The sequence below is a fragment of the Achromobacter sp. D10 genome (assembly GCF_035282245.1).
Classification (GTDB): domain Bacteria; phylum Pseudomonadota; class Gammaproteobacteria; order Burkholderiales; family Burkholderiaceae_B; genus Achromobacter; species Achromobacter insolitus.
The window spans coordinates 1,299,587-1,323,730 of record NZ_JAYJLE010000001.1; the positions used below are offsets into that span (position 1 = coordinate 1,299,587).

21 protein-coding genes are annotated in these 24,144 nt (G+C 66.2%); 8 read left to right on the plus strand and 13 right to left on the minus strand.

Features of this window, described 5'->3' with window-relative positions; all coding sequences use genetic code 11:
* Positions 1-105: 105 nt before the first annotated feature.
* Positions 106-1,509 carry a DKNYY domain-containing protein gene (locus tag VCS63_RS06200; RefSeq protein ID WP_323878928.1) on the plus strand — a complete coding sequence of 468 codons (1,404 nt, stop codon included), beginning with the start codon at positions 106-108 and terminating at the stop codon, positions 1,507-1,509.
* Positions 1,510-1,643: 134 nt separating this feature from the next.
* Positions 1,644-3,542: a molecular chaperone HtpG gene (gene htpG, locus VCS63_RS06205; RefSeq protein WP_042795347.1), complete on the plus strand. Its 1,899-nt coding sequence runs from the start codon at positions 1,644-1,646 to the stop codon at positions 3,540-3,542.
* Positions 3,543-3,749: 207 nt separating this feature from the next.
* Here the strand turns inward: htpG and VCS63_RS06210 are convergent, their stop codons facing one another.
* The 5 genes from VCS63_RS06210 to VCS63_RS06230 form a co-directional block, all read right to left on the minus strand.
* On the minus strand, positions 3,750-5,864 hold the full coding sequence (locus tag VCS63_RS06210) for an acetate--CoA ligase family protein (protein WP_323878930.1): 2,115 nt from the start codon (positions 5,862-5,864) through the stop codon (positions 3,750-3,752).
* 17 nt (positions 5,865-5,881) lie between these two features.
* A complete protein-coding gene (locus tag VCS63_RS06215; protein ID WP_175201826.1) occupies positions 5,882-6,877 on the minus strand; it encodes an acryloyl-CoA reductase in 996 nt (331 codons plus the stop codon).
* An 18-nt stretch (positions 6,878-6,895) separates the two neighbouring features.
* A complete protein-coding gene (locus tag VCS63_RS06220; RefSeq protein ID WP_323878933.1) occupies positions 6,896-8,065 on the minus strand; it encodes an acyl-CoA dehydrogenase family protein in 1,170 nt (389 codons plus the stop codon).
* A gap of 29 nt (positions 8,066-8,094) precedes the next feature.
* Positions 8,095-9,078, minus strand: coding sequence for a Bug family tripartite tricarboxylate transporter substrate binding protein (locus VCS63_RS06225; protein ID WP_063639448.1), 984 nt, complete (start codon positions 9,076-9,078; stop codon positions 8,095-8,097).
* A 102-nt stretch (positions 9,079-9,180) separates the two neighbouring features.
* Positions 9,181-10,347: an acyl-CoA dehydrogenase family protein gene (locus VCS63_RS06230; RefSeq protein ID WP_323878935.1), complete on the minus strand. Its 1,167-nt coding sequence runs from the start codon at positions 10,345-10,347 to the stop codon at positions 9,181-9,183.
* Between the two features lie 192 nt (positions 10,348-10,539).
* On the opposite strand from VCS63_RS06230, the gene VCS63_RS06235 reads away from it, so the two are divergent.
* The 5 genes from VCS63_RS06235 (at position 10,540) to VCS63_RS06255 (ending at position 16,265) form a co-directional block, all read left to right on the plus strand.
* The gene (locus VCS63_RS06235; protein ID WP_063960804.1) at positions 10,540-11,340 is read left to right on the plus strand and encodes an IclR family transcriptional regulator; all 801 of its coding nucleotides are present in this window, start codon (positions 10,540-10,542) and stop codon (positions 11,338-11,340) included.
* Positions 11,327-12,103 (plus strand): IclR family transcriptional regulator, encoded by a 777-nt coding sequence (locus tag VCS63_RS06240; RefSeq protein ID WP_063960803.1) that lies wholly within the window; start codon positions 11,327-11,329, stop codon positions 12,101-12,103. Before VCS63_RS06235 ends, VCS63_RS06240 begins: the two co-directional genes overlap by 14 nt.
* A 205-nt stretch (positions 12,104-12,308) precedes the next feature.
* A complete protein-coding gene (locus tag VCS63_RS06245) occupies positions 12,309-13,508 on the plus strand; it encodes an MFS transporter (RefSeq protein ID WP_042795340.1) in 1,200 nt (399 codons plus the stop codon).
* Between the two features lie 222 nt (positions 13,509-13,730).
* A complete protein-coding gene (locus VCS63_RS06250) occupies positions 13,731-15,038 on the plus strand; it encodes an MFS transporter (RefSeq protein WP_104653848.1) in 1,308 nt (435 codons plus the stop codon).
* Positions 15,039-15,089: 51 nt separating this feature from the next.
* The gene (locus tag VCS63_RS06255; protein WP_323878938.1) at positions 15,090-16,265 is read left to right on the plus strand and encodes an amidohydrolase; all 1,176 of its coding nucleotides are present in this window, start codon (positions 15,090-15,092) and stop codon (positions 16,263-16,265) included.
* Between the two features lie 92 nt (positions 16,266-16,357).
* On the opposite strand, the gene VCS63_RS06260 is transcribed toward VCS63_RS06255, so the two are convergent.
* The 4 genes from VCS63_RS06260 to VCS63_RS06275 are packed head-to-tail and all read right to left on the minus strand — an operon-like array spanning position 16,358 to position 20,520.
* Complete coding sequence (locus tag VCS63_RS06260) at positions 16,358-17,668, minus strand: MFS transporter (protein ID WP_323878940.1); 1,311 nt, start codon at positions 17,666-17,668, stop codon at positions 16,358-16,360.
* Positions 17,669-17,710: 42 nt separating this feature from the next.
* On the minus strand, positions 17,711-18,859 hold the full coding sequence (gene dgoD, locus VCS63_RS06265; RefSeq protein WP_042795338.1) for a galactonate dehydratase: 1,149 nt from the start codon (positions 18,857-18,859) through the stop codon (positions 17,711-17,713).
* Entirely contained in the window at positions 18,856-19,509 is a 654-nt protein-coding gene (locus tag VCS63_RS06270) for a 2-dehydro-3-deoxy-6-phosphogalactonate aldolase (RefSeq protein WP_063639453.1), read from the minus strand. The genes dgoD and VCS63_RS06270 overlap by 4 nt, the downstream gene beginning before the upstream one ends.
* Before the next feature lie 9 nt (positions 19,510-19,518).
* Positions 19,519-20,520 (minus strand): 2-dehydro-3-deoxygalactonokinase, encoded by a 1,002-nt coding sequence (locus VCS63_RS06275; RefSeq protein WP_063639454.1) that lies wholly within the window; start codon positions 20,518-20,520, stop codon positions 19,519-19,521.
* A gap of 338 nt (positions 20,521-20,858) precedes the next feature.
* Between VCS63_RS06275 and VCS63_RS06280 the strand changes: the two genes are divergently transcribed.
* Positions 20,859-21,677 carry an IclR family transcriptional regulator gene (locus tag VCS63_RS06280; protein WP_063960801.1) on the plus strand — a complete coding sequence of 273 codons (819 nt, stop codon included), beginning with the start codon at positions 20,859-20,861 and terminating at the stop codon, positions 21,675-21,677.
* A gap of 23 nt (positions 21,678-21,700) precedes the next feature.
* Here the strand turns inward: VCS63_RS06280 and VCS63_RS06285 are convergent, their stop codons facing one another.
* From VCS63_RS06285 to VCS63_RS06300, 4 genes are all read right to left on the minus strand, one after another.
* Positions 21,701-22,321 carry a glutathione S-transferase family protein gene (locus VCS63_RS06285; protein ID WP_042795335.1) on the minus strand — a complete coding sequence of 207 codons (621 nt, stop codon included), beginning with the start codon at positions 22,319-22,321 and terminating at the stop codon, positions 21,701-21,703.
* 17 nt (positions 22,322-22,338) lie between these two features.
* Positions 22,339-22,917 (minus strand): 1,6-anhydro-N-acetylmuramyl-L-alanine amidase AmpD, encoded by a 579-nt coding sequence (gene ampD, locus VCS63_RS06290; protein WP_042795334.1) that lies wholly within the window; start codon positions 22,915-22,917, stop codon positions 22,339-22,341.
* A gap of 75 nt (positions 22,918-22,992) precedes the next feature.
* The gene (locus VCS63_RS06295) at positions 22,993-23,256 is read right to left on the minus strand and encodes a PP0621 family protein (RefSeq protein ID WP_042795333.1); all 264 of its coding nucleotides are present in this window, start codon (positions 23,254-23,256) and stop codon (positions 22,993-22,995) included.
* A 1-nt stretch (position 23,257) separates the two neighbouring features.
* A complete protein-coding gene (locus VCS63_RS06300; protein ID WP_323878944.1) occupies positions 23,258-24,100 on the minus strand; it encodes a cytochrome C assembly family protein in 843 nt (280 codons plus the stop codon).
* Between the last annotated feature and the right edge of the window lie 44 nt (positions 24,101-24,144).

Genomic DNA, 24,144 nt, shown 5'->3' on the forward strand with positions numbered 1-24,144 from the left:
CGGCGTCCGGGGCGGGGCTCGTAGGGTGGCCGGCGGCGGCCAGCTGGTTAGAATCGCTGGACTCCAACAAGGGGCCGGATCACTTTGCCGCCGGTCCGTCACCCCATGTCAAAACGCGCCAAATGGGCCGTGATCGCGCTGGTGCTGATCATTGCCGTGCTGCCGATGTGCCTGCTGTTGTGGACGATGGACAGCGACAATTTCGCGGCCGTCGATCGCGGACAGTCGTACGGCAACAGCATCTATAAGAACTATCAGGGCGACGTCTACGCTGCCGTTCCCAGCAATGGCTACTACCGCGTGGAGCAGGCGGATCCGGCGAGTTTCCAGGCGTTCGATACCGGGGTTTTCGAGGGTCGGCAGGCGGCCCGGGACCAGCGCCACGTGTATTGCGGCAACCGGGTGCTGCCCGACATGGACCCGGCGCGGACGCGTTACCTGGGCAACAGCTATTTCAGCGACGGGGCGGTCACGTATTACTGCGCGCTGCACAGCGTGCTGAACCGGGATCTGGGCAGGCTGGACGAGGTCTGGCAGCAGTTGCGGTTCCGGGCGGACGCGGGCCCCAAGCCGCAGACCTATCTGTATCCGTACACGGCTCTGCCGGCCAGTGCCCAGGCCTACCGGCCGCTGCTGGACCGCGACTTGGCTACGGACGGCGCGCGCGTGTATTACCGGGGCCGCGAAATGCCGCAGGCAAACCCGGCCCTGTTGCGGCGCGTGCCCGCAGGCCGGGACGGCGATGTGCGGCCCAGCGATGATTTCTTTGCCGACGGGCGCCGTGTCTATTTCCATGAGCAGTTGCTGCCGCTGTCGGACGATCCCGCGTTGCGCGCATTCATGGTGGGCGACCTGTATCGCCAGCCCTATCTGTACGACGGGCGCGACGGCATGGTGTACGTGGGGGCGCAGGCCTTTGATGCCGCGCACGCGCCGTACCGCCTGCTGAATGAGCGCGGCCGGCATGTGTATCAGGCGTTGTTCGCCGCCAAGGGCGGCATCTATTTCTACAACACGCAGACGCGCCAGGTGGAGCGCGCGGGCGACGATCCCTTTGCCGCGGGCGGGTACACCAAGCTGTCGCCCTACGTGTACACGGACGGCCGGCAGGTGCTGTTCCTGCGCGCGCAGGAATCGTGGGCGCGGTCCTCTCGGGGCGGAGGTGGCGGGTTGATTTCCCGTTCCACGCTGATCAACCGGCTGCAAGACGCGCCGGACGGGGAATGGAAAAAGTTGGGCGTCGTGTATCACGACTTCGGCACGGTCTGGCAGAAGGGCGAGGCGCTCTACTACCTGGACGAGCTGGGCCCCACGCAACTCGTTTTCAACCCGATATATCGGATTCTGAACCGCTCGGCGGCGGATTTCCTGCTGCGCTCGCAAGAGACCCGGCAGATCACCGCGGCTGATATCCGCAAGCTGATCCGGGATGGCAAGCTTGCTGTGCCGCAGCACGAAACCGTGCTGGAGGCCAAGACGCGCTACCGCAAGATCTTCTCTATCTTTTGAACGGGATGGATATTCGGCGGCTCTTGAAAGCGCGCGATTGGCCCCCACATCAGTAGGGTTTCCCGGCGTCCGCGCGGGCAGAATGCCCCGGCCGCCAATAACCGTCCCTAATTTTTACCTAGCCACGTAGAACTATGAGCCAAACCGCCACGTCTTCCACGTCCGAAACCCTGGGATTCCAGGCAGAGGTGAAGCAACTGCTGCACCTGATGATCCATTCGCTGTACAGCAACAAGGAAATTTTCCTGCGCGAGCTGGTGTCGAACGCATCGGACGCTTGCGACAAGCTGCGCTTCGAGGCCATCGACCAGCCCGAACTGCTGGAAGGCAATGGCGAGCTGGCCATCACCGTCAGCTACGACAAGGCCGCCCGCACCATCACCATCTCCGACAACGGCATCGGCCTGTCGCGTGAAGAGGCCGTGGCCAACCTGGGCACCATTGCGCGTTCCGGCACCCGGGAATTCTTCTCGCAACTGACCGGCGACAAGCAGAAGGACGCGCAACTGATCGGCCAGTTCGGCGTGGGCTTCTATTCGTCCTTCATCGTGGCCGACAAGGTCACCGTGGTCAGCCGCCGCGCCGGCGCGACGGACGCGATCCAGTGGGAATCTGACGGCCAGGGCGAATTCACCATTGCCGCGGCCGAGAAGGCCACGCGCGGCACGGACGTCACGCTGCACCTGCGCGCCGACGAAGACGAATTGCTTAACGGCTGGAAGCTGCGCGAGATCCTGCGCCGCTACTCGGATCACATCTCCCTGCCCATCCGCATGGCCAAGGAAGAGTGGGACCAGGAAAAGGGCGAACAGGTCAAGACCGATGAACTGGAAACGGTGAACCAGGCCAATGCGCTGTGGGCGCGCAACAAGGCCGACGTGTCCGAGGAGCAGTACCGCGAGTTCTACAAGACGGTGTCGCATGACTACGACGACCCGCTGGCCTGGACCCACAACCGCGTCGAAGGCCGCAGCGAATACACCCAGCTGCTGTACGTGCCCAAGCACGCGCCCATGGACCTCTGGGACCGCGACGGCCGCCGCGGCGTGAAGCTTTACGTCAAGCGCGTCTTCATCATGGACGACGCGGACCAGCTCCTGCCCTCGTACCTGCGCTTCGTGCGCGGCGTGATCGACTCGGCCGACCTGCCCTTGAACGTGTCGCGCGAGATCCTGCAGGAAAGCCGCGACGTGCGCGCCATCCGCGAAGGCTCGGCCAAGCGCATCCTGTCGCTGCTTGAAGACCTGGCTGAAAACCGCAAGGACGACTACGCCACGTTCTGGTCCGAGTTCGGCCAGGTGCTGAAGGAAGGCGCCGGCGAAGACCACGCCAACCTGGAGCGCATCGCCAAGCTGATGCGCTTTGCGTCGACCCATACGGGCGACCAGGCTCAGACGGTGTCCTTCGCCGACTACGTGTCGCGCATGAAGGAAGGCCAGGACAAGATCTACTACGTCACGGCGGATACGTTTGCCGCGGCCAGCAACAGCCCGCATCTGGAAATCTTCCGCAAGAAGGGCATTGAAGTCCTGCTGCTGTCGGACCGCGTGGACGAATGGATGCTCTCCTACCTGCGCGAATTCGACGGCAAGTCGCTGGTGTCGGTGGCCAAGGGCGGCCTGGATCTGGCCGAGCTGGCCGACGAAGAAGAAAAGAAGCACCAGGCCGAAGTGGCCGAGGACTTCAAGCCGCTGGTCGAGCGCCTGCAGAAGACGCTGGAAGACCAGGTCAAGGAAGTGCGCGTGACCTTGCGCCTGGTGGATTCGCCGGCTTGCGTGGTGGTGGGCCAGAACGAACTCAGCCCGCATCTGCTGCGCATGCTCAAGGCCGCCGGCCAGGAAGCGCCCAACGTCAAGCCGGTGCTGGAAATCAACCCCGAGCATCCGCTGCTGGCGCGTATCCGCGCGGCTGAAGACGGCGAGTTCGACCAGTGGGCCCGCCTGCTGCTGGATCAGGCGCTGCTGGCCGAAGGCGCGCAGATCGCCGACCCGGCTGCCTTCGTGAAGCGGCTGAACGCGCTGCTGCTGAAGTAAGCCCGACGCGGGTATGAAGAAGAAAAGGCGCTCCAGAGCGCCTTTTCTTCGTCTGGCGATGGGCGTTCGGCACAGTTTCCCAAGCGCTCTGTCCGAGCAGGCCTTGGCCGGTACGGAGCGCACGCAGGTAGAGCGTTTGGGCCGGTGGATCAATACGAATACCCAAAACGAATTCCAAACGCTCGCGATACGTTGGGGCTGGCAGCCTTAGGCATCGGCCCGTATCACCACCGCATCCAACGCTACCACTCCCTGTCCTTCGGGCAGCGCCAGCAAGGGATTGATTTCCACCGAGCTGAAGTCTGCCCGCCGGGCATGGGCAAAGCGGGACAGCGCCGCCAATGCCTCGGCCAGCGCGCCGATGTCGCACGGGGGCGCGCCGCGCGCGCCTTGCAGCAGCGCATAGCCCTTGATTTCGCGGATCATTGCCAGGGCGTCGTCGCGGCCGAAGGGCGCAAGGCGGAAGCTCACGTCCTTGAGCACCTCGACGAATACTCCTCCCAGCCCGAACATCACCACCGGTCCGAATACCGGATCGCAATGTACGCCGGCGATGCATTCCACGCCCTTGGGCGCCATGGGCGCCACGAGGACACCGTCGATGCGGGCGTCGGGCCGGTGCTGGCGCACCGCGGCCAGGATGTCGGCGTAGGCGCTGCGCAGGGCGTCATCGCCCTGCACATTGAGCTTCACGCCGCCTACGTCGCTCTTGTGCGTGATGTCGGGCGAAACCACCTTAAGCACGCAGGCAGCGCCCAGGCTGGCGGCGGCTCGTACCGCAGCGTCGGCGTCGCCGGCCAGTACGCAGGGAGACGCGGGCAGGCCGGCCTGGCGCAACAGTTCCATGGCCTGGACTTCGTTGTAGGCGTCCAGCAGCGGCAGGGCGCCCGCGTCCGCTGTTGCGGGGCTCGTTTCCGCCATGCCGGGGGCCGGGCCTGAACCCAGGCCTGCCACCGCGCCTATCGTGCGGATGGCGGCGCTGGGGTCGGGGAACACCAGGCACCCCAGGCGTTCCAGTTCGCGGCGTCGCGCGGGCGGGAACAACGCGCTGATCGCCAGCGGCACGCCGGGATGGCGGGCCTGCATCTGCCGCGCAAAGGCTTCGAAAGTGGGCCACAAGGCTTCGGACGATCCCGCAGCGGCCAGAAAAACCGCCAGGGCGTCGTAGCGGCCGTCCGCCAGCATGTCGTCGGCGGTGGCCAGCAGCAGCCCGGGTTCGGACACGGCCTGTCCGGTGACGTCGACCGGGTTGCGGCCGCTGGCGAAGGGCACGCGTTGCAGCAACCTGGCCTGGGCGTCGGCAGCGGGCTCGGGCAGCGCCAGTCCGGTGTCGGCGGCCTCGTCGGCCATTAGTGCGCCCACGCCGCCCGAGATGGTGAAGATCCCCAGTCGCCGGCCCTGTGGCGGCCGCTTCCACGTGTCCAGCGCGTAGCCCAGGTTGAAGAATTCCTCGATGGTGCGCGCGCGCAGGGCGCCGTACTGGCGGAAGAGCGCGTCGTACACGGCGTCGTCGCCGGCCAGCGCGGCGGTGTGCGAGGCCGCTGCCTGCGCGCCGGCCTGGGTGCGGCCGATCTTGGTGACGACCACGGGCTTGTCAGCGTTGCGCGCCGCCGCCAGGGCGCGGCGCAACTTGGCGCCATCGCGGCAGCCTTCCATATAGGCCATGATGACGCGGGTATCGGTATCGCGTGCCAGCCATTCAATGCAGTCGGCAACGTCGATGTCGGCCTCGTTGCCGGTGCTGATCCAGTGCGACAGGCCCAGGCCGCGCTCGCGTGCCATGCTGTAGGCATAGGCGCCGAAGGCGCCGCTCTGGGACACCATGCCGATGCCGCCAGGTGCAACCACGCCGTTGGCGGGAGCGGGCGAGAAGGTGGCGTAGACATTGCGCCGCACATTCATGAAGCCCAGGCAGTTCGGGCCCAGCAACCGTATGCCGCGTTCGCGCGCGATGGCGCAGAGCCGCTCCTGCTGCGCGGCGCCGTCCGAGCCGGTCTCGGAGAAGCCGGACGTGAACACCACGGCCGCGCCGACTTGCCCCGGCCGGGCGCGTTCCAGCGCTTGCGCGGCGTGCGCGGCAGGCACGGCCAGGATGGCCAGGTCCACTGCATCGTCCAGCGCGTCCAGGCCCGGCAGGGCCGGCAGGCCGGCGATGATGTCCGCGCGCGGGTTGACCGGAATGATGCGGCCGCTGTAGCCATGCTGTAGCAGCAGGGTGATGGGCATCGCGCCGATCTTGCCCGGCGTGGCAGAGGCACCCACGATGGCGATGCCTTGCGGGTCGAAGAGGCGGGACAACGAAGGATCAGGAAGCTGAGTCATGGTGTGGCAGGGATCAATCAAGAGAAGCGCACGACGCTGCGGCCGGTGCTGCCGCGTTCGAGCATGGCGGCCAGCGCCTGCGGCAGTTCGCGGGGTTCGATGACGCGGGCGATCAGGTCCAGGCGCGAGGGACGGTATTCGGTGGCAAGCTTGTTCCACACCTGGCGCCGCAGCGGCATGGGACTGTTGGCGTTGATGCCCAGCAGCTTTACGCCGCGCAAGATAAAGGGAATGACCGAGGTCGGCAGTTCCGCGCCGCCCGCATTGCCGAAGGAAGCGGCCACGCCATCCGGCTTCAGGCTGGCGAGCGCGTGGGCCAGCAGATGGCCGCCCACGGAGTCCACCACGCCGGCCCAGCGCGCGCTCAGCAGCGGCTTGATTCCGGCCGAGAGATCGGGCGGGGCGATCACCTCCTGCGCGCCCAGGGCACGCAGATAGTTTTGCGCATCCGGCTTGCCGGACATGGCGCAGACGCGATAGCCGCGCTGGCTGAGGATGTCGATGGCGATGCCGGCAACGCCGCCGGTGGCGCCGGTGACCAGTACCTCGCCTTGCGCGGGCGTCAGCCCGCAATGCTCCATCCAGTGCAAGGACAGCGCGGCCGTGTACCCGGCCGCGCCCAGCACGGCGGCGTCGCGCAGCCCGATGCCGGCGGGCAGCGGCAGCGCCCAGTCGTGCCGCACCCGCGCATATTCGGCATAGCCGCCGTCGCAGTCCACGCCGATGCCAAAGCCGTGAACGACGACCTCTTGGCCGGGCGCGAGCGACGGATCGGCCGAACGCACCACCGTGCCCGACAGGTCGATGCCGCCAATGCGCGGATACTCGCGGATGATGCCGCCGCGCCCGGCCTGCGCCAGCGCGTCCTTGTAGTTCAGGCCCGCATAGGCGACCTTGATCAGCGTGTCGCCCGCGGACAGCTGGTCCGGCGTCAAGGTGTCGTAACGGCCTTGCGGCGGTTCGCCAGCCGCACCCGCGTGCAGTCGGTAGGCCTGGAATTCGGGATTCTCCATGCTTGTCTCCGTTGAGGCTCAGGCTTGCGCCAGCAGCCGGCGCGCCAGCGTGGCGCGGTGCAGTTCGTTGGCGCCGTCGTAAATGCGGAAGGGGCGCATTTCCTGCCAGACCATGGCGACGGGCGTGTCGTCGGACAGGCCCGACGCGCCCATCATCTGGACGGCGCGGTCGGCCACGCGATTCACGGCTTCGGACACGAAGACCTTGGCCATGGCGCTGTGTTGCTTCACCGACAGGCCCGCGTCCATGCGGTCGGCGCAGTCCAGCGTCATCAGGCGGGCGGCGTGCAGGTCGATGTGCGAGTCCGCGACCATGGCCTGGATCTGCTGCAGGTCCGCCAGACGGGAACCGAAGGACTCGCGCTGCATGACATAGGCTTGCGCGGTTTCCAGCGCGCGCCGCGCGCGGCCGATGTAGCGCATGCAATGGGACAGGCGGGCCGGCTCCAGCCGCAATTGCGCGTACTCCAGGCCGCGGCCTGGTTCGCCCAGCACGGCCTCGTCGCCGACCTCGCAGTCCTGCAGCAGGATCTCGGCGTGGCCGCCGATCTGGTAGCCCGTCACCATGCCGATGTCGCGCACGACCCGGTAGCCCGGGGTGTCGGCGGGCACCAGGAACAGCGTGGCGCCGGTATCGGTGCGCGCCAGAACCAGCGCGAAATCCGCGCCCACGCCGCCGCTGATGAACTGTTTGTGTCCGTTCAATACCCAGCGCGCGCCACGCCGTTCGGCATGGGTGCGCAGCATGGACGGATCGGACCCGGCGCCGGGAGCAGGCTCGGTCATGGCAAAGCAGGCGCGCCGTTCGCCGCGCACCAGCGGCCCAAGATAGCGCTCCAGCTGGGCGGGGGTGCCCAGGCGCAGCAACGTCAGCATGTTGGGTTGGTCGGGCGCGGCGCAGTTCAGGGCGGCAGGCCCCAGGAAGCTGCGCCCCGCTTCTTCCAGTACCTGGGCCAGGTCGCGCCAGCCCAGGCCCAGGCCGCCCCATTCCCTGGGCAGCTGCGGCGCATACAGGCCCGCCTCGCGGGCCTGTATGCGCAGGCGGGCAACGCAATGGTCCAACGCGGCGACGTCGCGGGCGATGGCGGCAGACTCGGCGGGCATGGCCACCTCTTCCACGAAGCGCCGCACACGCGCGCACAGGTCTTGCAGGGCGTCGCCGCCGTTGAGTTCTTGCTTGGACTGCATGGCTTATTCCTCGATTCCCTGCAATGGGCTTACTGGATGCGAGCGCCGGTGGATTGCACCAGCTTGGCCCACCACGCGGTTTCGTCGGCGATCTGTTTGGCGAATTCGGCCGGCGTGCTGGCCAGCGGTTCGGCGCCCAGTTCCTGGAAGCGGGCGCGCAGCTGCGGGTCTTGCAGCGCCTTGACCACGGCCGCGTGCAGGCGTTCGATGACCGCCGGGTCGGTGCCCGCTGGCGCCATCAGGCCTTTCCAGGCCATCACCACGAAACCTTTCTGGCCGGCCTCGTCAAAGGTAGGAATATCGGGCGCGGCCGTGGCGCGCTGGTCGCTGGGCACTGCCAGCGCGCGCAGGCCGCCCGCCTTGACCTGCGGCAGCAGCGCCGGCATGTTGTCGATCATGAAGTCGATATGGCCGGCAACCAGGTCCGTGATGGCGGGGCCGGTGCCCTTGTACGGCACATGCTCGGCCTGGATGCCTGTCTGCTGCTTGAGCAGTTCACCGGCCAACTGCGCGGGCGAGCCGTTGCCTGGAGACCCGAACGACAGCTTGCCGGGGTTGTTGCGCGCATATTGCAGGAACTCCTGCAACGTTTTCACCGGCATGGACTTCGTCACCACCATCAGGTTGTGTTCGCGCTCCAGGCAGGTGATGGGCGCCAGATCCTTCGCCGGGTTGAACGGCATGTTGGCGTAGAGGCTGGGATTGATGACGGTGGGGCCCGCCGCCGCCAGCAGCAGCGTGTACCCGTCGGGGGCGGAACGGGCCACGAAGTCGCCTCCGATATTGCCGCCGGCCCCAGGCTTGTTTTCAACGATGACCGGCTGGCCCAGTATGGGATGCAAGGCTTCGGCCAGCAGGCGGCCCAGGATATCGGTGGAGCCGCCAGGGGCGAACGGCACGATCAGCCTCACGGGCTTGTCGGGGTACGCGGCCGCGGCTTGCGGGGGCAGGGCGGCGCAGGCGAAAGCGGCGGCCACGGCGCCGATCCACTTCGGCAGGTGCTTGTTCAGCATGATGGAAGTCTCCTTTGGTTTGACGGGCCGCCGGCTTCTTGCGGCTGCGGTCCCGGGATGGCCTTGAGGCCTGTTTACACGGACGCGGGTCGTGGGCCGACCCTAGCGGCCGGGCGCGTAGCCCGCCTGGGTCAGCGTGTGGCGGGCGATGGTCAGTTGATGGATCTGGCTAGTGCCTTCGTACAGGCGGAACAGGCGCACATCGCGATAGAAGCGTTCAATGCCGTGGTCGGCGATGTAGCCGTAGCCGCCGTGCATCTGCACGCAGCGGTCCGCCACCCGGCCGCACATCTCCGACGCGAAGTATTTGCAGATCGAGGCGTTCAGCGTGACATCCACGCCAGCATCGCGTTCGCGGGCCGTTTGCAGCACCAGCGCGCGGGCGGCCTGGATCTCCGTCTGGCAGTCGGCCAGCATGGCCTGGATCAGCTGGAAATCCATTAGCGGCTTGCCGAACTGCTGTCGCTCCGCCACGAAGCGCAGCGTATCGTCCAGCATGCGGATGGCGGGGCCGATGCACAGCGCGGCCAGATGGATGCGCTGCTTGTTCAGCACTTTCATGGCTGTCTTGAATCCCAGGCCCTCCTGTCCGCCGATGATGTTGGCGGCGGGCACGCGGCAGTCCTGGAAATGCACGGCGGACACGGGCGAACCCGCCTGGCCCATCTTGTCGTAAGGCTGCCCGGTCGACAGGCCTGGCGTGCCGCGTTCCACGATGAAGGCCGTGATGCCTTTGGCGCCGGGCGCTTGGGGATCGGTCCGGGCCATGACCGTGAACAAGCTCGCCAGCGGCGCATTGGTGATGAAGCACTTCTCGCCGTTCAATACGTAGTGGTCGCCGTCGCGCACGGCGATGGTGCGCAGGGCCGTGGCGTCCGAGCCCGCCTGCGGCTCGGTCAGCGCGAAGCAGCCGGTCAATTCGCCGGACGCCAGCCGGGGCAGGTAATGGGCCTTCTGCGCATCGGTGCCGTCGGCTACCAGCGCTTCGGAACCGATGCCGGTGTTGGTGCCGACGCGGGCCCGAAACGCCACCGAGCATTGCGACAGTTCCATGGCGGCCAGGATCAGCTCTTCGGTCGTCATGCCCGCCCCGCCATATTGCTCGGGGATGGAATAGCCGAACAGTCCCTGCGCGGCCATGCTGGCAACCAGGTCCTGCGGCACCTCGTCCAGACGGGCCACCTCCGCTTCGCGCGGCACCAGTTGTTCGCGCACATAGCGGCGCAGCGATTCTAGGAAAGCCGGGAAGCCGTCTGGGTCCCTGATCATGGTGAGTCTCCGTTTTATCCGGACGCTGGGCGGTGCCGCGTCGTGTTGAATCCAGGCTAGCAAAAGGGCGCGGGATTTGAGACAAGTGTTTTGATATCTTGAACATCGCGCGCGCTGGCATCGTGGCCGCTGCTCTATGATCGGCAGCAGTACAAGCGCATATCCGCGCGCCCCGGACTCAGGACCTCCACCATGACCACCCGCCCAGGCGAGCGCCATGCCGACCCCGCCTTCGCCACCACGCTGGCGCATGGCCTCTCGGTGCTGCAGGCTTTCCGGCACGGCGAGCCGGCGCTCAGCAACCGCGAACTGGCGGACCGCACCGGCCTGTCCAAAGCCACGATTTCCCGGCTGACCACCACGCTGATGCAACGCGGCCTGCTGCGCTATGACGCCGGCCTGCGCCGCTATCGCCTGGGCACGGCCGTGTTGTCGTTGAGCTATCCGCTCCTGGCCAGCATCAAAGTCCGGCAGTTGGCGCGTCCATTGATGAAGCGCCTGGCCGATGCCGCGGGTGGATCGGCGTCGCTGGGCATGCATCACGGTTTGAACATGGTGTACGTGGAAACTTGCCGGGGCCACGATGCGGTGTCATTCCGCCCGGATATTGGCGCTTTGCTGCCGCTGCTGCCCTCGGCCATGGGGCGCGCCTGGCTGGCGCAGGCGCCGGCCGACGAGGCCGAACCGCTGCTGGCGGCGCTGCGGCGCCAGGACCCGGCGGTCTGGCGGCGCCATGCGCCCGATTGGGAGCAGGCGCAGCGCGACTATGCCGAACATGGCTACTGCGTGGGGCAGGGCGACTGGCACTCGGACGTACATGCGGTGGCGGTGCCCATGCGCACGCGCGTTGACGGCCAGACGCTGGTGTTCAACTGCGGCGTGCCGGTGACGCGGCTGCGCGCGGGCGATTTGCGCGGTCGCATCGCGCCTCGCCTGCTCACGCTGGTGGCGCGGGTGGAAAAAATCTTGGAGCGCCAGAATGACGACGCGTGACCCGGACCGGGAATTCACCACCACATTGGCAAGCGGCATCGATATCCTGGCGTGCTTCCGGGCCGACAGGCCGGTGCTGGCTAACAAGGATTTCGCGCAGCAGACCGGGTTGTCGCGCAGCGCCGTCGCGCGCTTGACGCACACCTTGGTGGAATTGGGCTTCTTGCAACGCGAAGGCGAGCCCGCTCGCTACCGCCTGGGCGCGTCGGTGCTGGCGCTGAGCTATCCCTTGCTGGCCAGCATGCAGATCCGGCAACTGGCGCGGCCGCTGATGAAACAGCTGGCCGACCACGCGCGCGGCGCCGTGTCGCTGGTGGTGCGCGACCGCCTGCAGATGGTGTATGTGGAAACCGCCCGCTCCAACGAAGCCTTGCAGACGCGGCCCGATATCGGCGCGTCGCTGCCGCTGCTGTCCAGCGCCGCGGGCAAGGCGTGGCTGGCGCGGGTGGCGGACGAAGAGCGGGCCGCGGTGCTGAATCAGCTGCGCGTGGCCGATGCCCGGCATTACGAGACGCATTTTCCCAGTCTGGCGGCAGCGCGCCGCGATCTGGAGCGCAAGGGCTATTGCGGCAATAACCTGGAGTGGCGCCCGGACGCCTACGGTTTTGCCGCGCCGCTGGGCCGGCCGTACCAGTCGCTGCTGTACGTCTTTAATTGCGGCGTGCCGGCGGAAGATGGCCCCTATCGGGAGCGCGCCAGCGACATCGGCCCGCGCCTGGTCGCCCTGGCCAGGGAGACGGAGAGGCTGCTAGGACTGGTCTGATTCCGTAAGGCGGAATTTTTGGGGCCGCATCCGAAATTCGTGACTCCAAGTCAAAAGTGTTTCGCTGTTTTCTGCCTTTTTCGGCAAGGATGGGGGCGGCATACTGGACGCCTGCCTTCCGATCGGGCTTTCCCGCGCCCCGGCCCTCCGCGCCGGCCCGCTCCAGAGACTCCCCGGTCGGCGCAATCGAACCCAAGGAAACCCTATGCATCCCCAGGACTCCCAGCCGGTGAAGGCCGGCCTGCCATTGTTGGCGCTCGCCGTCGGTGCTTTCGGCATCGGCGTGACCGAGTTTTCTCCCATGGGCTTGTTGCCCGTCATCGCCGAAGGGGTGGACGTGTCCATTCCCAGCGCCGGCATGCTGATCAGCGCCTACGCCGTCGGCGTGATGGTGGGCGCGCCCGTCATGACCCTGGCCTTCTCGCGCTGGTCCAAGCGCAAGGCCCTGATTCTGTTGATGGCCATCTTCACCATCGGCAACCTGTTGTCCGCGCTGTCGCCGAACTACGCCACCTTGTTGCTGGCCCGTCTGGTCACCAGCCTGAACCACGGCGCCTTCTTTGGCCTGGGGTCGTTGGTCGCGGCCAGCGTGGTGCCGCGCCATAAGCAGGCAAGCGCCGTGGCGACGATGTTCATGGGCCTGACCATCGCCAATGTGGGCGGGGTGCCGGCCGCCACCTGGCTGGGGCAGGCGATCGGATGGCGCATGTCGTTTGTCGCCACCGCCGGCCTGGGCCTGATCGCGATGCTGGCGCTGTGGCGGGCCTTGCCCGCGGGCGAAGCGGGACGTCGTCCAAACGTGGGCCACGAACTGGCAGTGCTCAAGAGCCCGGTCGTGCTCATGGCCTTGCTGACCACGGTGTTGGGCGCGGGCGCGATGTTCACGCTCTACACCTACATCGCGCCGACGTTGGCCGACATTACCGGCGCGTCTCCGGCGTTCATTACCGGCATGCTGGTGCTGGTGGGCCTGGGCTTTACCGTAGGCAATGGCGTGGGCGGCCGTATGGCGGATCGCTCGCTGGACGGCACCCTGATCGCCTTCCTGGTGCTGGTCATCGTCGATCTGCTGGCGTTCCCCTGGGTGGCCTCCACCCCGGTCGGGGCAGCGGTGTCGCTGCTGATTTTTGGCGTGGCGACCTTTGCGGTGGTGCCGCCGCTGCAGATGGGCGTGATGCGCGCGGCCAAGGATGCGCCGGGCCTGGCGTCTTCCGTGAACGTCGGCGCCTTCAACCTGGGCAATGCCGTGGGGGCGGCCGCGGGTGGCGCGGTAATCTCCGCTGGCCTGGGCTATGACGCCGTGCCCGTGGCTGGAGCGGTCATCGCCGCCGCTGGCCTGGCGCTGGTGTTGCTGCAGCGTGCTGGCAATGCGCGTCGCCGCAAGCTGGCGATGCAGGGTTGCTGATCAGCTCGATGCGCTGGCGCGTCGTTGACGTCGCGCCAGCATTTCCCTCTTTTGTGTTCTGAGCGGGGTTTCCCTAGGTTGCGTCACTACTAATGTCGTGTCTATGCTTGTATATACAAGATGTGGGCATGGCAATAGTAGACGCGATGATGGCCGCAGATCGTCTTCAGACGATTGACGCTGAACCCGTTGCGCCAGGAATAATCAGAATGAAGGGAAATCGTGGAGCGAGTAGCGGCGGTAGCAGCAGTACGGAATACTGAGGAAGTCCCTGTTGAAAAGACCGGCAATCGCCGGGTAATCCTCGGCGCCAGCCTTGGAAACGGCCTGGAGATTTTCGACTTTACGGTCTACAGCTTTTTTGCCACGATCATTGGCAAGCTGTACTTTCCCAGCGAATCGGCTTACGGCTCGCTATTGATGGCGGTGGCGGTGTTTGGCGTTGGCTTTGTCATGCGGCCGCTGGGCAGCATGATACTGGGCGCCTATGCGGACCGGAAGGGACGAAAGGCTGCGATGCTGGCCACCATTGTGCTGATGGGCGTGGGCACCGCCCTGATCGCGTTTTCGCCAACCTATGCCCAGATTGGCGTCCTGGCGCCGGCATTGATTGTCGTGGGACGCCTGCTGCAGGGCTTCGCAGCGGGTGGCGAGGTCGGGGCTGCGACGACGCTGCTGCTGGAGTCCGCGGGGGCCAATCAGCGCGGGTTCTTCGTCAGCTGGCAATCGATCAGCCAGGGCATTGCCGCCTTGCTGGGCGCGTCGATGGGCTTGCTGCTGACGGCCGTCTTGTCCGAGCAGGCGCTCTATTCATGGGGCTGGCGCGTGCCCTTCATCCTGGGTTTGTTGATTGTGCCCGTTGGCGTCTACATCCGGCGCCACATCGAAGAAACCTATGTCGGCGAACAGAGCGCCGCCGAGGAACAGCCGCCGGTGCGGGCAGTGCTGTCGAACCACACGCGCGATCTGGTCCTCGGAATCCTGATGATCATGTCCGGCACGGTGATGGTTTATATCGTGCTGTTCTACATGCCGACGTACATGATGCAGACGCATCACATCGCGGCGCCCACGGCTTACCTGTTCAGCTGCCTTGCTGCAGCCGTGCAGGTGGTATCGGTCTATTTCACCGGCAGATACGTGGATCGTTTCAGGAACACCAAAAAAGCCATGATCCTGTCCATCGTGGCCGGCATGTTCTTGACTTACCCCACCTTCCACATCCTGGAGATACCTGGCTATCTGTGGCTCGCTGTTGTGTTCCGCATGCTGCTCATCGTCGCGCTTGGCATCAATATGCTGACCAGCACCATGCTTATCATCGAGGCTTTGCCCCGGGCTTCCCGGGCGACCGGCATGTCGATGATCTATGCGTTTGGCGTGACGATCTTCGGAGGATCGGCGCAGGTGGTCGTCACGTGGTTGCTGAAGATAACGGGCAACACCATGGCGCCCGCTTGGTACGTCATCGGAATGCTGGCAATCAGCCTGGTAGCGACATGCCTGTTCAAAGAGCGGCGCGATGACTGAACGCCAAACCTCGAACACATTTACCAGGCATCCAGGAAAGGAATCGAAGAAATGAACAAGGCGTATCAGGGCGTGGTTCCAGGACTGCTGGAGTCGTTCGATGAGATGAAGCGCATCCGCCACGATATCCATCGGCACCCGGAGCTGGGTTACCAAGAGCAGCGCACCAGCGGCATCGTGGCGGATTTTCTGGAGCGTTGGGGTTACCAGGTCCGGCGCGGCGTGGGTGGAACAGGAGTCGTCGGAACATTGCGGGCCGGGGACGGCAAACGATCCATCGGCTTGCGGGCCGATCTTGACGCGCTCCCTATCCGTGAAGCTGGCGAGCATGCCCACGCCAGCGTGAACCAGGGGGTGATGCACGCTTGCGGACATGACGGACATACCGTGATGCTGTTGGCCGCGGCCCGGGAACTGGCTGCAACCCGAAACTTCTCCGGCACGTTGAACGTGATCTTCCAGCCGGCCGAAGAGGGCGGCGCGGGCGCACTGGCCATGGTTGAAGACGGGCTGTTCGATCAAGCGCCATGCGACGCGGTCTACGCTCTGCACAACTATCCGACGCCCACGTTGAAATTCGGACAGATGGCAATTGGCGCCGGGCCGATCATGGCGTCGGTGGATAGCCTGATCGTGACGGTCCACGGGAAGGGCGGCCACGCCGCTTCGCCGCATTTCACGCATGATCCCATCGTCGTTTCGGCCGCCATCATCCAGGCGTTGCAGACTATCGTGTCGCGCAACATCAGTCCTTACGATTGCGCCGTGGTCAGCGTGACCAGCATTCACGCGGATGGCGCGTTCAATGTGATCCCCGGGCAGGTAGAAATGAAGCTGTCGGTCAGGGCGTACGACGAGGCGCAGCGCAGCCTGATCATGGCGCGTATCCAGGATATCGTTCAGTCCCAGGCCACCTGCTTCTGCACTACCGCCCAAGTGCAGGCGGCATCGGCCCGCTACCCCGTACTGGTGAACGCCGAAGAGCCCGTACAGAATGCCCGCGAGGTCGCGCAACGGTACTTCGGCGCGGACAGCGTCGTGGATCATCCCCCGATCATGGCGGCGGACGACTTCGCGTTCATGGCTCAGCGGGTGCCGGCTTGCTACATCAATATCGGAGCGGGCGAGGGGGCGCCGCTGCACAACGCCCACTACGATTTCAATGACGATCTGATCCTGGTGGGCGGAAGCTTTTGGGTGCACCTGGCCCAAACGCTGCTGCGTTAGGCAAAGTACCTCGCCGGGCTGCGATCCAGCCCCGGAAAAAAACAGGGCACCCGCAAGGGGTGCCCATGTCCGGTTGCTGTGTGGAGGCAGGATCAGGCGTCGATCCGCTCCACCTTGCCCACCAGCAGGATGTACGACAGCGCGCCCAGCAAGGCCAGCGACGACACGTACACGATGGCCGGGGCGAAGCTCTCCTTGGTGACCAGGAAGCCGATCACGATGGGCGTGCAGATCGACGACAGGTTGCCGACGAAGTTGAACACGCCGCCCGTCAGGCCCAGCAGGCGCACGGGCGCCAGCGTGGACACCAGCGACCACGTGATCGACGCCAGTCCGTTGCCAAAGAAGGCCAGGGCCAGGAAGAAGATCACCCAGGGCGTGGAGTCGGTGAAGTTCGCGCCGATCATGGACGTGGAAATCAACAGGCCCAGGATGATGGGCAGCTTGCGGGCCAGGCCCACGGTGGCGCCGCGGCGAATCAGGAAGTCGGACAGCACGCCCGAGCAGAGCACGCCGATGAACGCCGCCAGGAACGGCACCGACGCCAGGAAGCCGGATTTGATGAAATCCATGCCGCGGTACTTGACCAGATAGGTGGGAAACCAGGTCAGGAAGAACCACAGCGTGGAAGTCAGGCAGAACTGGCCCAGGTACACGCCCCACAGCTTGCGCTTGGTCATGACCAGGCCCAGGTCGTTCCAATTGAACGGAGCCTTCTTTTCCTTGACGCTGCGGTCCAGGTCGACCACGCCGCCGCCTTTCTGGATCAGCTCGATTTCCGCCGCGTTGGCGCCCTTGAACTGGCGCGGTTCGCGGTAGATCATGAACCACAGAACGCCCCACAAGATGCCCAACAGGCCGGTACTGACGAACACCATGTGCCAGCCGTAGTGGTGCTGCAGCCAGGCCAGCACCGGCGTCAGGAACGCCAGGCCGACGAACTGGCCGGAGGTGTAGAAGCCAATGGCCGTGGCGCGTTCGCGTTCAGGAAACCAGGTGGTGACGACGCGGTTGTTGATCGGATACGCCGGGGCCTCCAGCGCGCCCACGGCCAGGCGCAGCACGAACAGAATGACGAAGCTGCCGGCGAAGCCCATGAAGAACGTGGCCGCCGACCACAGGATCAGCGCGGCCGCGTACAGCACGCGCGGCGACACGCGGTCCACCAGCCAGCCGCCGGGAATCTGCATGGCGGCGTAGGTCCAGCCGAAGGCCGACAGGATCAGGCCTTCGTGCACGGTGTCCAGGCCGAACTCGTCCTTGAGGGCCGGCGCGGCGATGGACAGGTTGCTGCGGTCCAGGTAGTTGATGACGACGGTGATGAACAGCATCACCATGATGAGGTACCGGCTGCGCGTGGGGCGCTGGGCGCCCTGCAGGCCGGCGTGGGTGGCTGTAGACAAGGGAAGTCTCCTCTTTCTCTTTATGGGCTGCGCGTCAGCGGCTTACCATTCGGCGAAGCTGCCGTCGGCGTGACGCCAGACGGGGTTGCGCCAGCGATGCCCGACCGCGGCGCGTTCCTTCACGTATTCCTCGTTCACCTCGATACCCAGGCCCGGCCCCTGCGGAATGGCCACCATGCCGTCTTCGTAGGCGAACACTTCACGATTGCTGACGTAGTCCAGCAGGTCGTTGGCGGCGTTGTAGTGGATGCCCAGGCTCTGTTCCTGGATAAAGGCGTTGTAGCAACCGGCGTCGATCTGCAGGCAAGTGGCCAGCGCGATCGGACCCAGCGGGCAGTGCAGGGCCAGCGCCACGTCGTAGGCTTCGGCCATGGCGGCGATCTTGCGCGTTTCGGTGATGCCGCCCGCATGCGAAGGATCGGGCTGGATGATGTCCACATAGCCTTCGGACAGCACCCGCTTGAAGTCCCAGCGAGAGAACAGGCGTTCGCCCAGCGCGATCGGCGTGGAGGTCAGCGGCGCCAGTTCCTTCAGCGCTTCGTAGTGCTCGCTAAGCACGGGCTCTTCGATGAACATGAGCTTGTACGGGTCCAGCTCCTTCATCAGCACCTTGGCCATGGGCTTGTGCACACGTCCATGGAAGTCCACGCCTATGCCCACGTTGGGACCGACGGCGTCGCGCACGGCGGCCACGTTTTCCAGGCACTTTTCGACCTTGTCGAAGGAATCGATGTATTGCAATTCTTCGGTACCGTTCATCTTCACGGCGGTAAAGCCGCGCTCCACGGCGCTCTTGGCGGCCGCGGCCGTGTCGGCCGGCCGGTCTCCGCCGATCCACGAATACACGCGGATGCGGTCGCGCACATTGCCGCCCAGCAGTTGCGACACGGGCACGCCCAGGTGTTTGCCCTTGATATCCCACAGGGCCTGGTCGATGCCGGCCAGGGCGCTCATGTGGATGGCGCCGCCGCGGTAGAAGCCACCGCGGTACAGCACCGTCCAGTGGTCTTCGATATTGCGGGGGTCTTTGCCGATCAGGTAGTCGGAAAGTTCTTCGACGGCGGCCGCGACGGAATGCGCGCGGCCCTCGACAACGGGCTCGCCCCAGCCGACGATGCCCGCGTCCGTCTCAATCTTCAGGAAGCACCACCGCGGCGGCACGATGTAGGTGGTGAGCTTGGTGATCTTCATGCTTGGGTCTCCTGGGCGGGATAGGCGCGTTGCCAGGCCGCGATGAATGCGCGCGCGTTCTGGCCGACAGCGGCGGCCGACAGGCCGGGTTTGTACAAGGCGGACCCCAGGCCGAAGCCGCTGGCGCCCGCCTGGGCGTAAATGGCGATGTTGTCGGGCGTAATGCCGCCCACGGGAGCCAGCGCGATGGGCGGGCGCATGACGGCGCGCCAGGCCTTGAGCACGGCGGGGCCGAGCTGCTCGGCCGGGAACATCTTCAGCACGTCGGCGCCGGCGGCCAGTGCCGCGAAGGCCTCGGTCGGGGTGGCGACGCCGGGGCAGGACGCCATGCCCAACTGCTTGGCGCGGCGGATCACCGCGGCATCGCTGTGGGGCATGACGATGAGTTCGCCGCCGGCCTGCTGGACGCGGGCGCAATCGTCGGGGTCCAGCACGGTGCCCGCGCCGATCAGGCAGTCCGTGGGCAGGGCCGCGCGCATGGCGCGGATGCTGTCCAGCGGGTCGGGCGAGTTCAGCGGCACTTCGATCAGGCGAAAGCCGGCCGCGTAAAGCTCCAGGCCGATGGATTCGGCCTCGGCGGGCGTGATGCCGCGCAGGATGGCGATCAGGCCGCAGTGGGCCATGGCGGTTTGCAGACCAGGATGGTTCATGTTCGATTCCTATTCCGTGGAGGGCGAGACGACCAGCCCGGCGCAGACGGCCAGATGCCACAGGCCGCGTTCGGTGGCGTTTTGCGCCTGTTCGGGCGTGCCCAGGCCGTAGTGCTGCATGGCCTGCGTGTAGCGCCGGCACAGCGCGGCGTCGCCGCAAAGCACGATGCGGGGCAGTTCGCCCTGCTGCTGCAGCATGTCCGCCAGCGCCGCGATTTCATGGCCGATGAGCAGGCCCGACAGATAGTCGGCCTGCGATTCGGGCGCCAGTTCGCCGGTAAGGCCGAGCGCGCGCGTGCTGAAGATGGTGGACAACACGCCTGCGCGGCCGGCGGGCGCCCCGGCGACTTTCAGGCCGCGCTCGAATGCGGCCATGTCGGCAGTGGCGGCATCCGCCATGGTCCGGCCCAGGATGGTGTGGCTGCGCAACGCGGCGTAGACCTCGCCGGTCATGAACGTGTCGAAGTGCGTGACGCGGCCCCGGCGCGCGCTGACCCATTTGGAATGCGTGCCGGGCAGGCCGATCAACACGCTGTCGGCGCTGCGCGCGCTCTGGTCGGCCATCACGCCGACGACCTGGGTTTCCTCGCCACGAATGACGTTGGGCAGGCCATGGCGCTGGATCAGGCCGGGAACGATATGCAGCGCAGGGCCGCCGGCGCGTTCGACCTTGGTCAGCAGCGTGCCGATGCGCTGCAGGTCGACGGGTACGTCCAGGTAAGCGGCTTCCTTCCAGCCCTGGGCGCTTCCGACCATGCCGCAGGCGATCACCGGCAACGCAGGTTCGGCCCGCAGCCAGTCGCCGCAAGCCTGTTCAAAGGCCAATTCGAAGCCCGACAGCGCCGTGGTGGCGGCGCCGTCTTGCAGCGGCTGCGGCAGGCGCATGATGCCCCAGGGCAGGTGGCGCGTATCCAGCGTGCGGCCGGTGGCGTCCAGCCGGTAGGCGCGCAGCGAGGAAGTGCCCCAGTCCAGCGCGATAAGTGCCGCGCGGGCGGGAGATCCGGTAGTCATCAGAATCTGTCTCGTCTCTGGCCGCAAGTCCGGTTGCCAGGGGGCGCCAGGGGCGGTGCTTGGCGGGTAAAGGGACTTGCGAGCCTTGTTGTCTGAGACCTGGCGTGCGCGGGAGGCGCGCGCGCCAGGTAATGCGAAAAATTCTAGATCAGCGCTTGAAAAATCTCAAAATATAGAATTAAATCCCACATACAGGGAATAAGTGGCGTGCTCGCAGACGGCTCTCTCTCGCCTGTCCAGGAAGGGAATCGTCTGGAAAATGCGCCTTTTCCCAGCATCCCGTTGCGATCGCGGCGGTTATGCTTGCATTTACTTTCTTAGTTGCCGCGCCCGCTTTCATGACCTTTTCACAAACTTCCGACCGTTCTCCCACCCTGGATCCCGACGCCGCCGCCCCTGCGGGCACACAGACGCTGATGCGCGGCCTGGCGGTGGTGCAGGCGGTGGCGGGAGGCGCGCGCGACCTGAAGGAAATCTGCGCCCGCATCGGCGTGGCGCGCAGCACCACGCATCGGCTGGCCAGCTGCCTGGTGCAGGAACGCTATCTGCGGGCTTTGCCCGGGGTGGGGTATGTGCTGGGGCCCAAGTTGATCGAACTAGGCTTCCAGGCGCGCGAGGCCTTTCCCATGGCTACGCTCGCGCGTCCCTATCTGGACAGCCTGGCGGAACAGACGGGCGACACCATCCACTTGGCCGTGCGCGACAACGACGAAGTGCTGTACCTGGAAAAGATTCCCGGCAAGAAGGGGCTGGAGATGCGTTCGCGGGTGGGGCACCGCATGCCGCTGGCCGCCACCGGCGTGGGCAAGGCGCTGCTGCTGGACACCGAAGAGCCCCAATGGAAAGCGCTGTACCGCATAGGCGCGCCCGTGTCGTCGCGCGCGCCGGGCGGCAGCCAGACCTGGGAGGCGTTCCGCGACCGCATGCGCGACTATGCCGCCAACGGGTACGCGTTCGATCTTGAAGACAACGAGCCGTCCATCCGCTGCGTGGCGGCGCCGGTGCGCGACGCCTCCAGCGGTATCGTGGCGGCGATCAGCGTATCCAGCACGGTGCCTTATATGTCGCTGGAACGCATGCGCGACATGGTCGCCGTGGTCCAGGGCGCGGCTGCGGGGATTTCAGCGGAACTGGGGTGGAAGGTGGACCGCGGCTAAGGCCGCGGCCCTGCGCTTGCGCCTTATTCCAGCGGCAGCGTCAAGACGCCCTGTGGGGCCGGACGCATCATGACGCGCCGGTACCAGGCCGACAGCGCTGGCGTATCGGGACGCTCGATCGGCAGGGCCAGCCAGCGGTGGGCGGAACACACCAGGGCGATGTCGCCCATGGTCAGGTGGCGGCCGGCGATGAACTCACGGCCCTGCAAGGCCTGGTCCAGGATCAGGGCGCGCGCATTGGAGCGTTTCACCGAATTGTCGATGGCGGCCTTGTCGCGCTTGTCTTCGGGCGTGCGGATCAGGCCCAGAAAGGCCGGCCCCATCGCGCCTTGCCATTCGGTGGCTTGCCAGTCCATCCAGCGGTCGGCATCCGCGCGCATGCACGCATCCTCCGGCCACAGGCTGCCCACGCCGTAGCGCGCGGCCAGGTAGCGGACGATGGCATTCGATTCCCACAGGACGAAGCCGCCGTCGTCGATGACGGGCACCGTGCGGTTGGGATTCAGTTTGGCGAATTCAGGCGTATCGACCACACCGAACGGGCCGCCGGCCTGCGTGAAGGTATGCGGCAAGGCCAGCTCGCGCACCGCCAGCATGACTTTCTGAACGTTGACGGACGTCAGGCGTCCCCAGATCTTCAACATAACCAGTCCTTGTAGTGTCAGACGGGCGGCAATTGCCGCCGCGCAAAGCCGCTGTCGCGCGAAAAGCGCGTCCAGTTGAAAGCGGGCCCGGGGTCGGTCTTGCGTCCGGGCGCAATGTGTTCATGGCCCCAGGCGGCCGCCAGGGGATAGCGCGCGCGCAGCACCGGCGTCAGCTTGCGCAGTGCCAAGTACTGCGCGTCGGCGTAGGGCAGCGTGTCCGTGCCTTCGAGCTCGATGCCTATGGAGAAGTCATTGCAGCGTTCGCGGCCCGCGTAGCGCGACACGCCTGCGTGCCAGGCGCGGTCGTCGGTGGAGACGAACTGGACAATGCTGCCGTCGCGGCGGATGAAGAAGTGCGCTGACACGCGCAGACCGCGCAGCCGTTCCAGCCAGGGGTGCGAACCGTAATCCAGCGTGTTCAGGAACAATCCGGCGACTTCAGGGCCGCCGAACTGCCCCGGCGGCAGGCTGATGTTGTGCAGCACCAGCAGCGACACCTGCGCGCCGGCGGGGCGCGCGTCGCGGTTGGGGGAGGGCATGAGCGTGATACCCGGGGCCGGCGCCAGCCAGCCATGACGATCCAGAAGCAAGGCCATGGGATGAGTGCATGCGTGTGATTTCCAACACGCATTATGCCGTGCAAGGCGGCAAGCCTCTAATGGGCGGGCGGATCAGCGCTTGGCGGGGCCCAGGCGGGCATGCTCCGCGCTGCACCAGGTCTGGCCGTTCTGCAGCAAGGCCTCGGAGCGGGGCAGGTGGATGCCGCAGTGGGCGCAGCGCACCATGGACTCCAGCGGCTTGGGTCCGCGCGCGTCGGTCCGGGCCTTTTTGGCGCCCTGCGCGCCGGCTTGCCGCGCTGCCGCCATCCGTCCGGCCAAGCGGGCCACGAACAGCACCAGGATGATGAGAACAATCCAGAACAGCAACTTGCCCACGTCAACCTCGATGCAGAATCATTTCCAGCACGAACCGGCTGCCGGTGTAGGCCAGAATCAGGAACCCGAAACCCGTCAGCGTCCAGCGCAGGGCGACGCGGCCGCGCCAGCCCCAGATGTGGCGGCCCGCCAGCAGCACCCCGAAGGTCAGCCATGACAGCAGGGTGAACACGGTCTTGTGGTCGAACGGCAGGATCTTGCCCGTCAGTTTCATGGAGGCCACCGAGCCCGTTCCCACGGCCAGGGTCAGCACGATGAAGCCGATCCAGATGATGCGGAACAGCAGCTGTTCCTGCACTAGCAGGGGCGGCTGGGAGTCCAGCACGCGGCCGATAATGCTGCGTTCGGCGGGGGCGTCCAGCGGACGGTGCAGGTGGCGGTCCAGCAGCGCCATCATCATGGCGTGCAGCGCCGCGATGGTGATCAGCCCGTAGGCCGCCAGCGCGATCAGCAGGTGGACGCGCAGCCAGGCGTCGTTGGCGTGGGGCACGAACTGCCCCTGCGGGAAGAGCGCGGCCAGGCCGCTGGCCAGGGTGGCTGCGGGCAGCAGCAGCAATTGCAGGCCATCTATGCGCACCAGCAGGCTTTCCAGCCAGAAAACCACCATGCCCAGCCAGATGGCCGCTGACAGGGCCAGCGCCCAGCCGATGAACAGGTGCTGGGTCGCCAGCATCGATTGTTGCAGCCCGATTCCATGGAGGACCAGGGTCCCCAGCAGGCACAGCCGGGCGACTTTCCCCGTCTGTTCCACGCCGCCGGCGCCGGCCAGGCGGATCCAGAGCGACCCTCCGAGCACCGCGTACGCCAAGGCAGCCGCCGTGTGAAATACAATGCCTAGTGACATAGAAACCGTTGTCTGGATGGGGCCTTTAGGGCGCATGCCGCCCG

Bases quoted from the DNA above. Each gene is read 5' to 3' on its own strand.
- VCS63_RS06200 (WP_323878928.1), top strand. From the start codon at position 106: ATGTCAAAACGCGCCAAATGGGCCGTGATCGCGCTGGTGCTGATCATT.
- htpG (WP_042795347.1), top strand. From the start codon at position 1,644: ATGAGCCAAACCGCCACGTCTTCCACGTCCGAAACCCTGGGATTCCAG.
- VCS63_RS06210 (WP_323878930.1), bottom strand. From the start codon at position 5,864: ATGACTCAGCTTCCTGATCCTTCGTTGTCCCGCCTCTTCGACCCGCAA.
- VCS63_RS06215 (WP_175201826.1), bottom strand. From the start codon at position 6,877: ATGGAGAATCCCGAATTCCAGGCCTACCGACTGCACGCGGGTGCGGCT.
- VCS63_RS06220 (WP_323878933.1), bottom strand. From the start codon at position 8,065: ATGCAGTCCAAGCAAGAACTCAACGGCGGCGACGCCCTGCAAGACCTG.
- VCS63_RS06225 (WP_063639448.1), bottom strand. From the start codon at position 9,078: ATGCTGAACAAGCACCTGCCGAAGTGGATCGGCGCCGTGGCCGCCGCT.
- VCS63_RS06230 (WP_323878935.1), bottom strand. From the start codon at position 10,347: ATGATCAGGGACCCAGACGGCTTCCCGGCTTTCCTAGAATCGCTGCGC.
- VCS63_RS06235 (WP_063960804.1), top strand. From the start codon at position 10,540: ATGACCACCCGCCCAGGCGAGCGCCATGCCGACCCCGCCTTCGCCACC.
- VCS63_RS06240 (WP_063960803.1), top strand. From the start codon at position 11,327: ATGACGACGCGTGACCCGGACCGGGAATTCACCACCACATTGGCAAGC.
- VCS63_RS06245 (WP_042795340.1), top strand. From the start codon at position 12,309: ATGCATCCCCAGGACTCCCAGCCGGTGAAGGCCGGCCTGCCATTGTTG.
- VCS63_RS06255 (WP_323878938.1), top strand. From the start codon at position 15,090: ATGAACAAGGCGTATCAGGGCGTGGTTCCAGGACTGCTGGAGTCGTTC.
- dgoD (WP_042795338.1), bottom strand. From the start codon at position 18,859: ATGAAGATCACCAAGCTCACCACCTACATCGTGCCGCCGCGGTGGTGC.
- VCS63_RS06270 (WP_063639453.1), bottom strand. From the start codon at position 19,509: ATGAACCATCCTGGTCTGCAAACCGCCATGGCCCACTGCGGCCTGATC.
- VCS63_RS06275 (WP_063639454.1), bottom strand. From the start codon at position 20,520: ATGACTACCGGATCTCCCGCCCGCGCGGCACTTATCGCGCTGGACTGG.
- VCS63_RS06280 (WP_063960801.1), top strand. From the start codon at position 20,859: ATGACCTTTTCACAAACTTCCGACCGTTCTCCCACCCTGGATCCCGAC.
- VCS63_RS06285 (WP_042795335.1), bottom strand. From the start codon at position 22,321: ATGTTGAAGATCTGGGGACGCCTGACGTCCGTCAACGTTCAGAAAGTC.
- ampD (WP_042795334.1), bottom strand. From the start codon at position 22,917: ATGGCCTTGCTTCTGGATCGTCATGGCTGGCTGGCGCCGGCCCCGGGT.
- VCS63_RS06300 (WP_323878944.1), bottom strand. From the start codon at position 24,100: ATGTCACTAGGCATTGTATTTCACACGGCGGCTGCCTTGGCGTACGCG.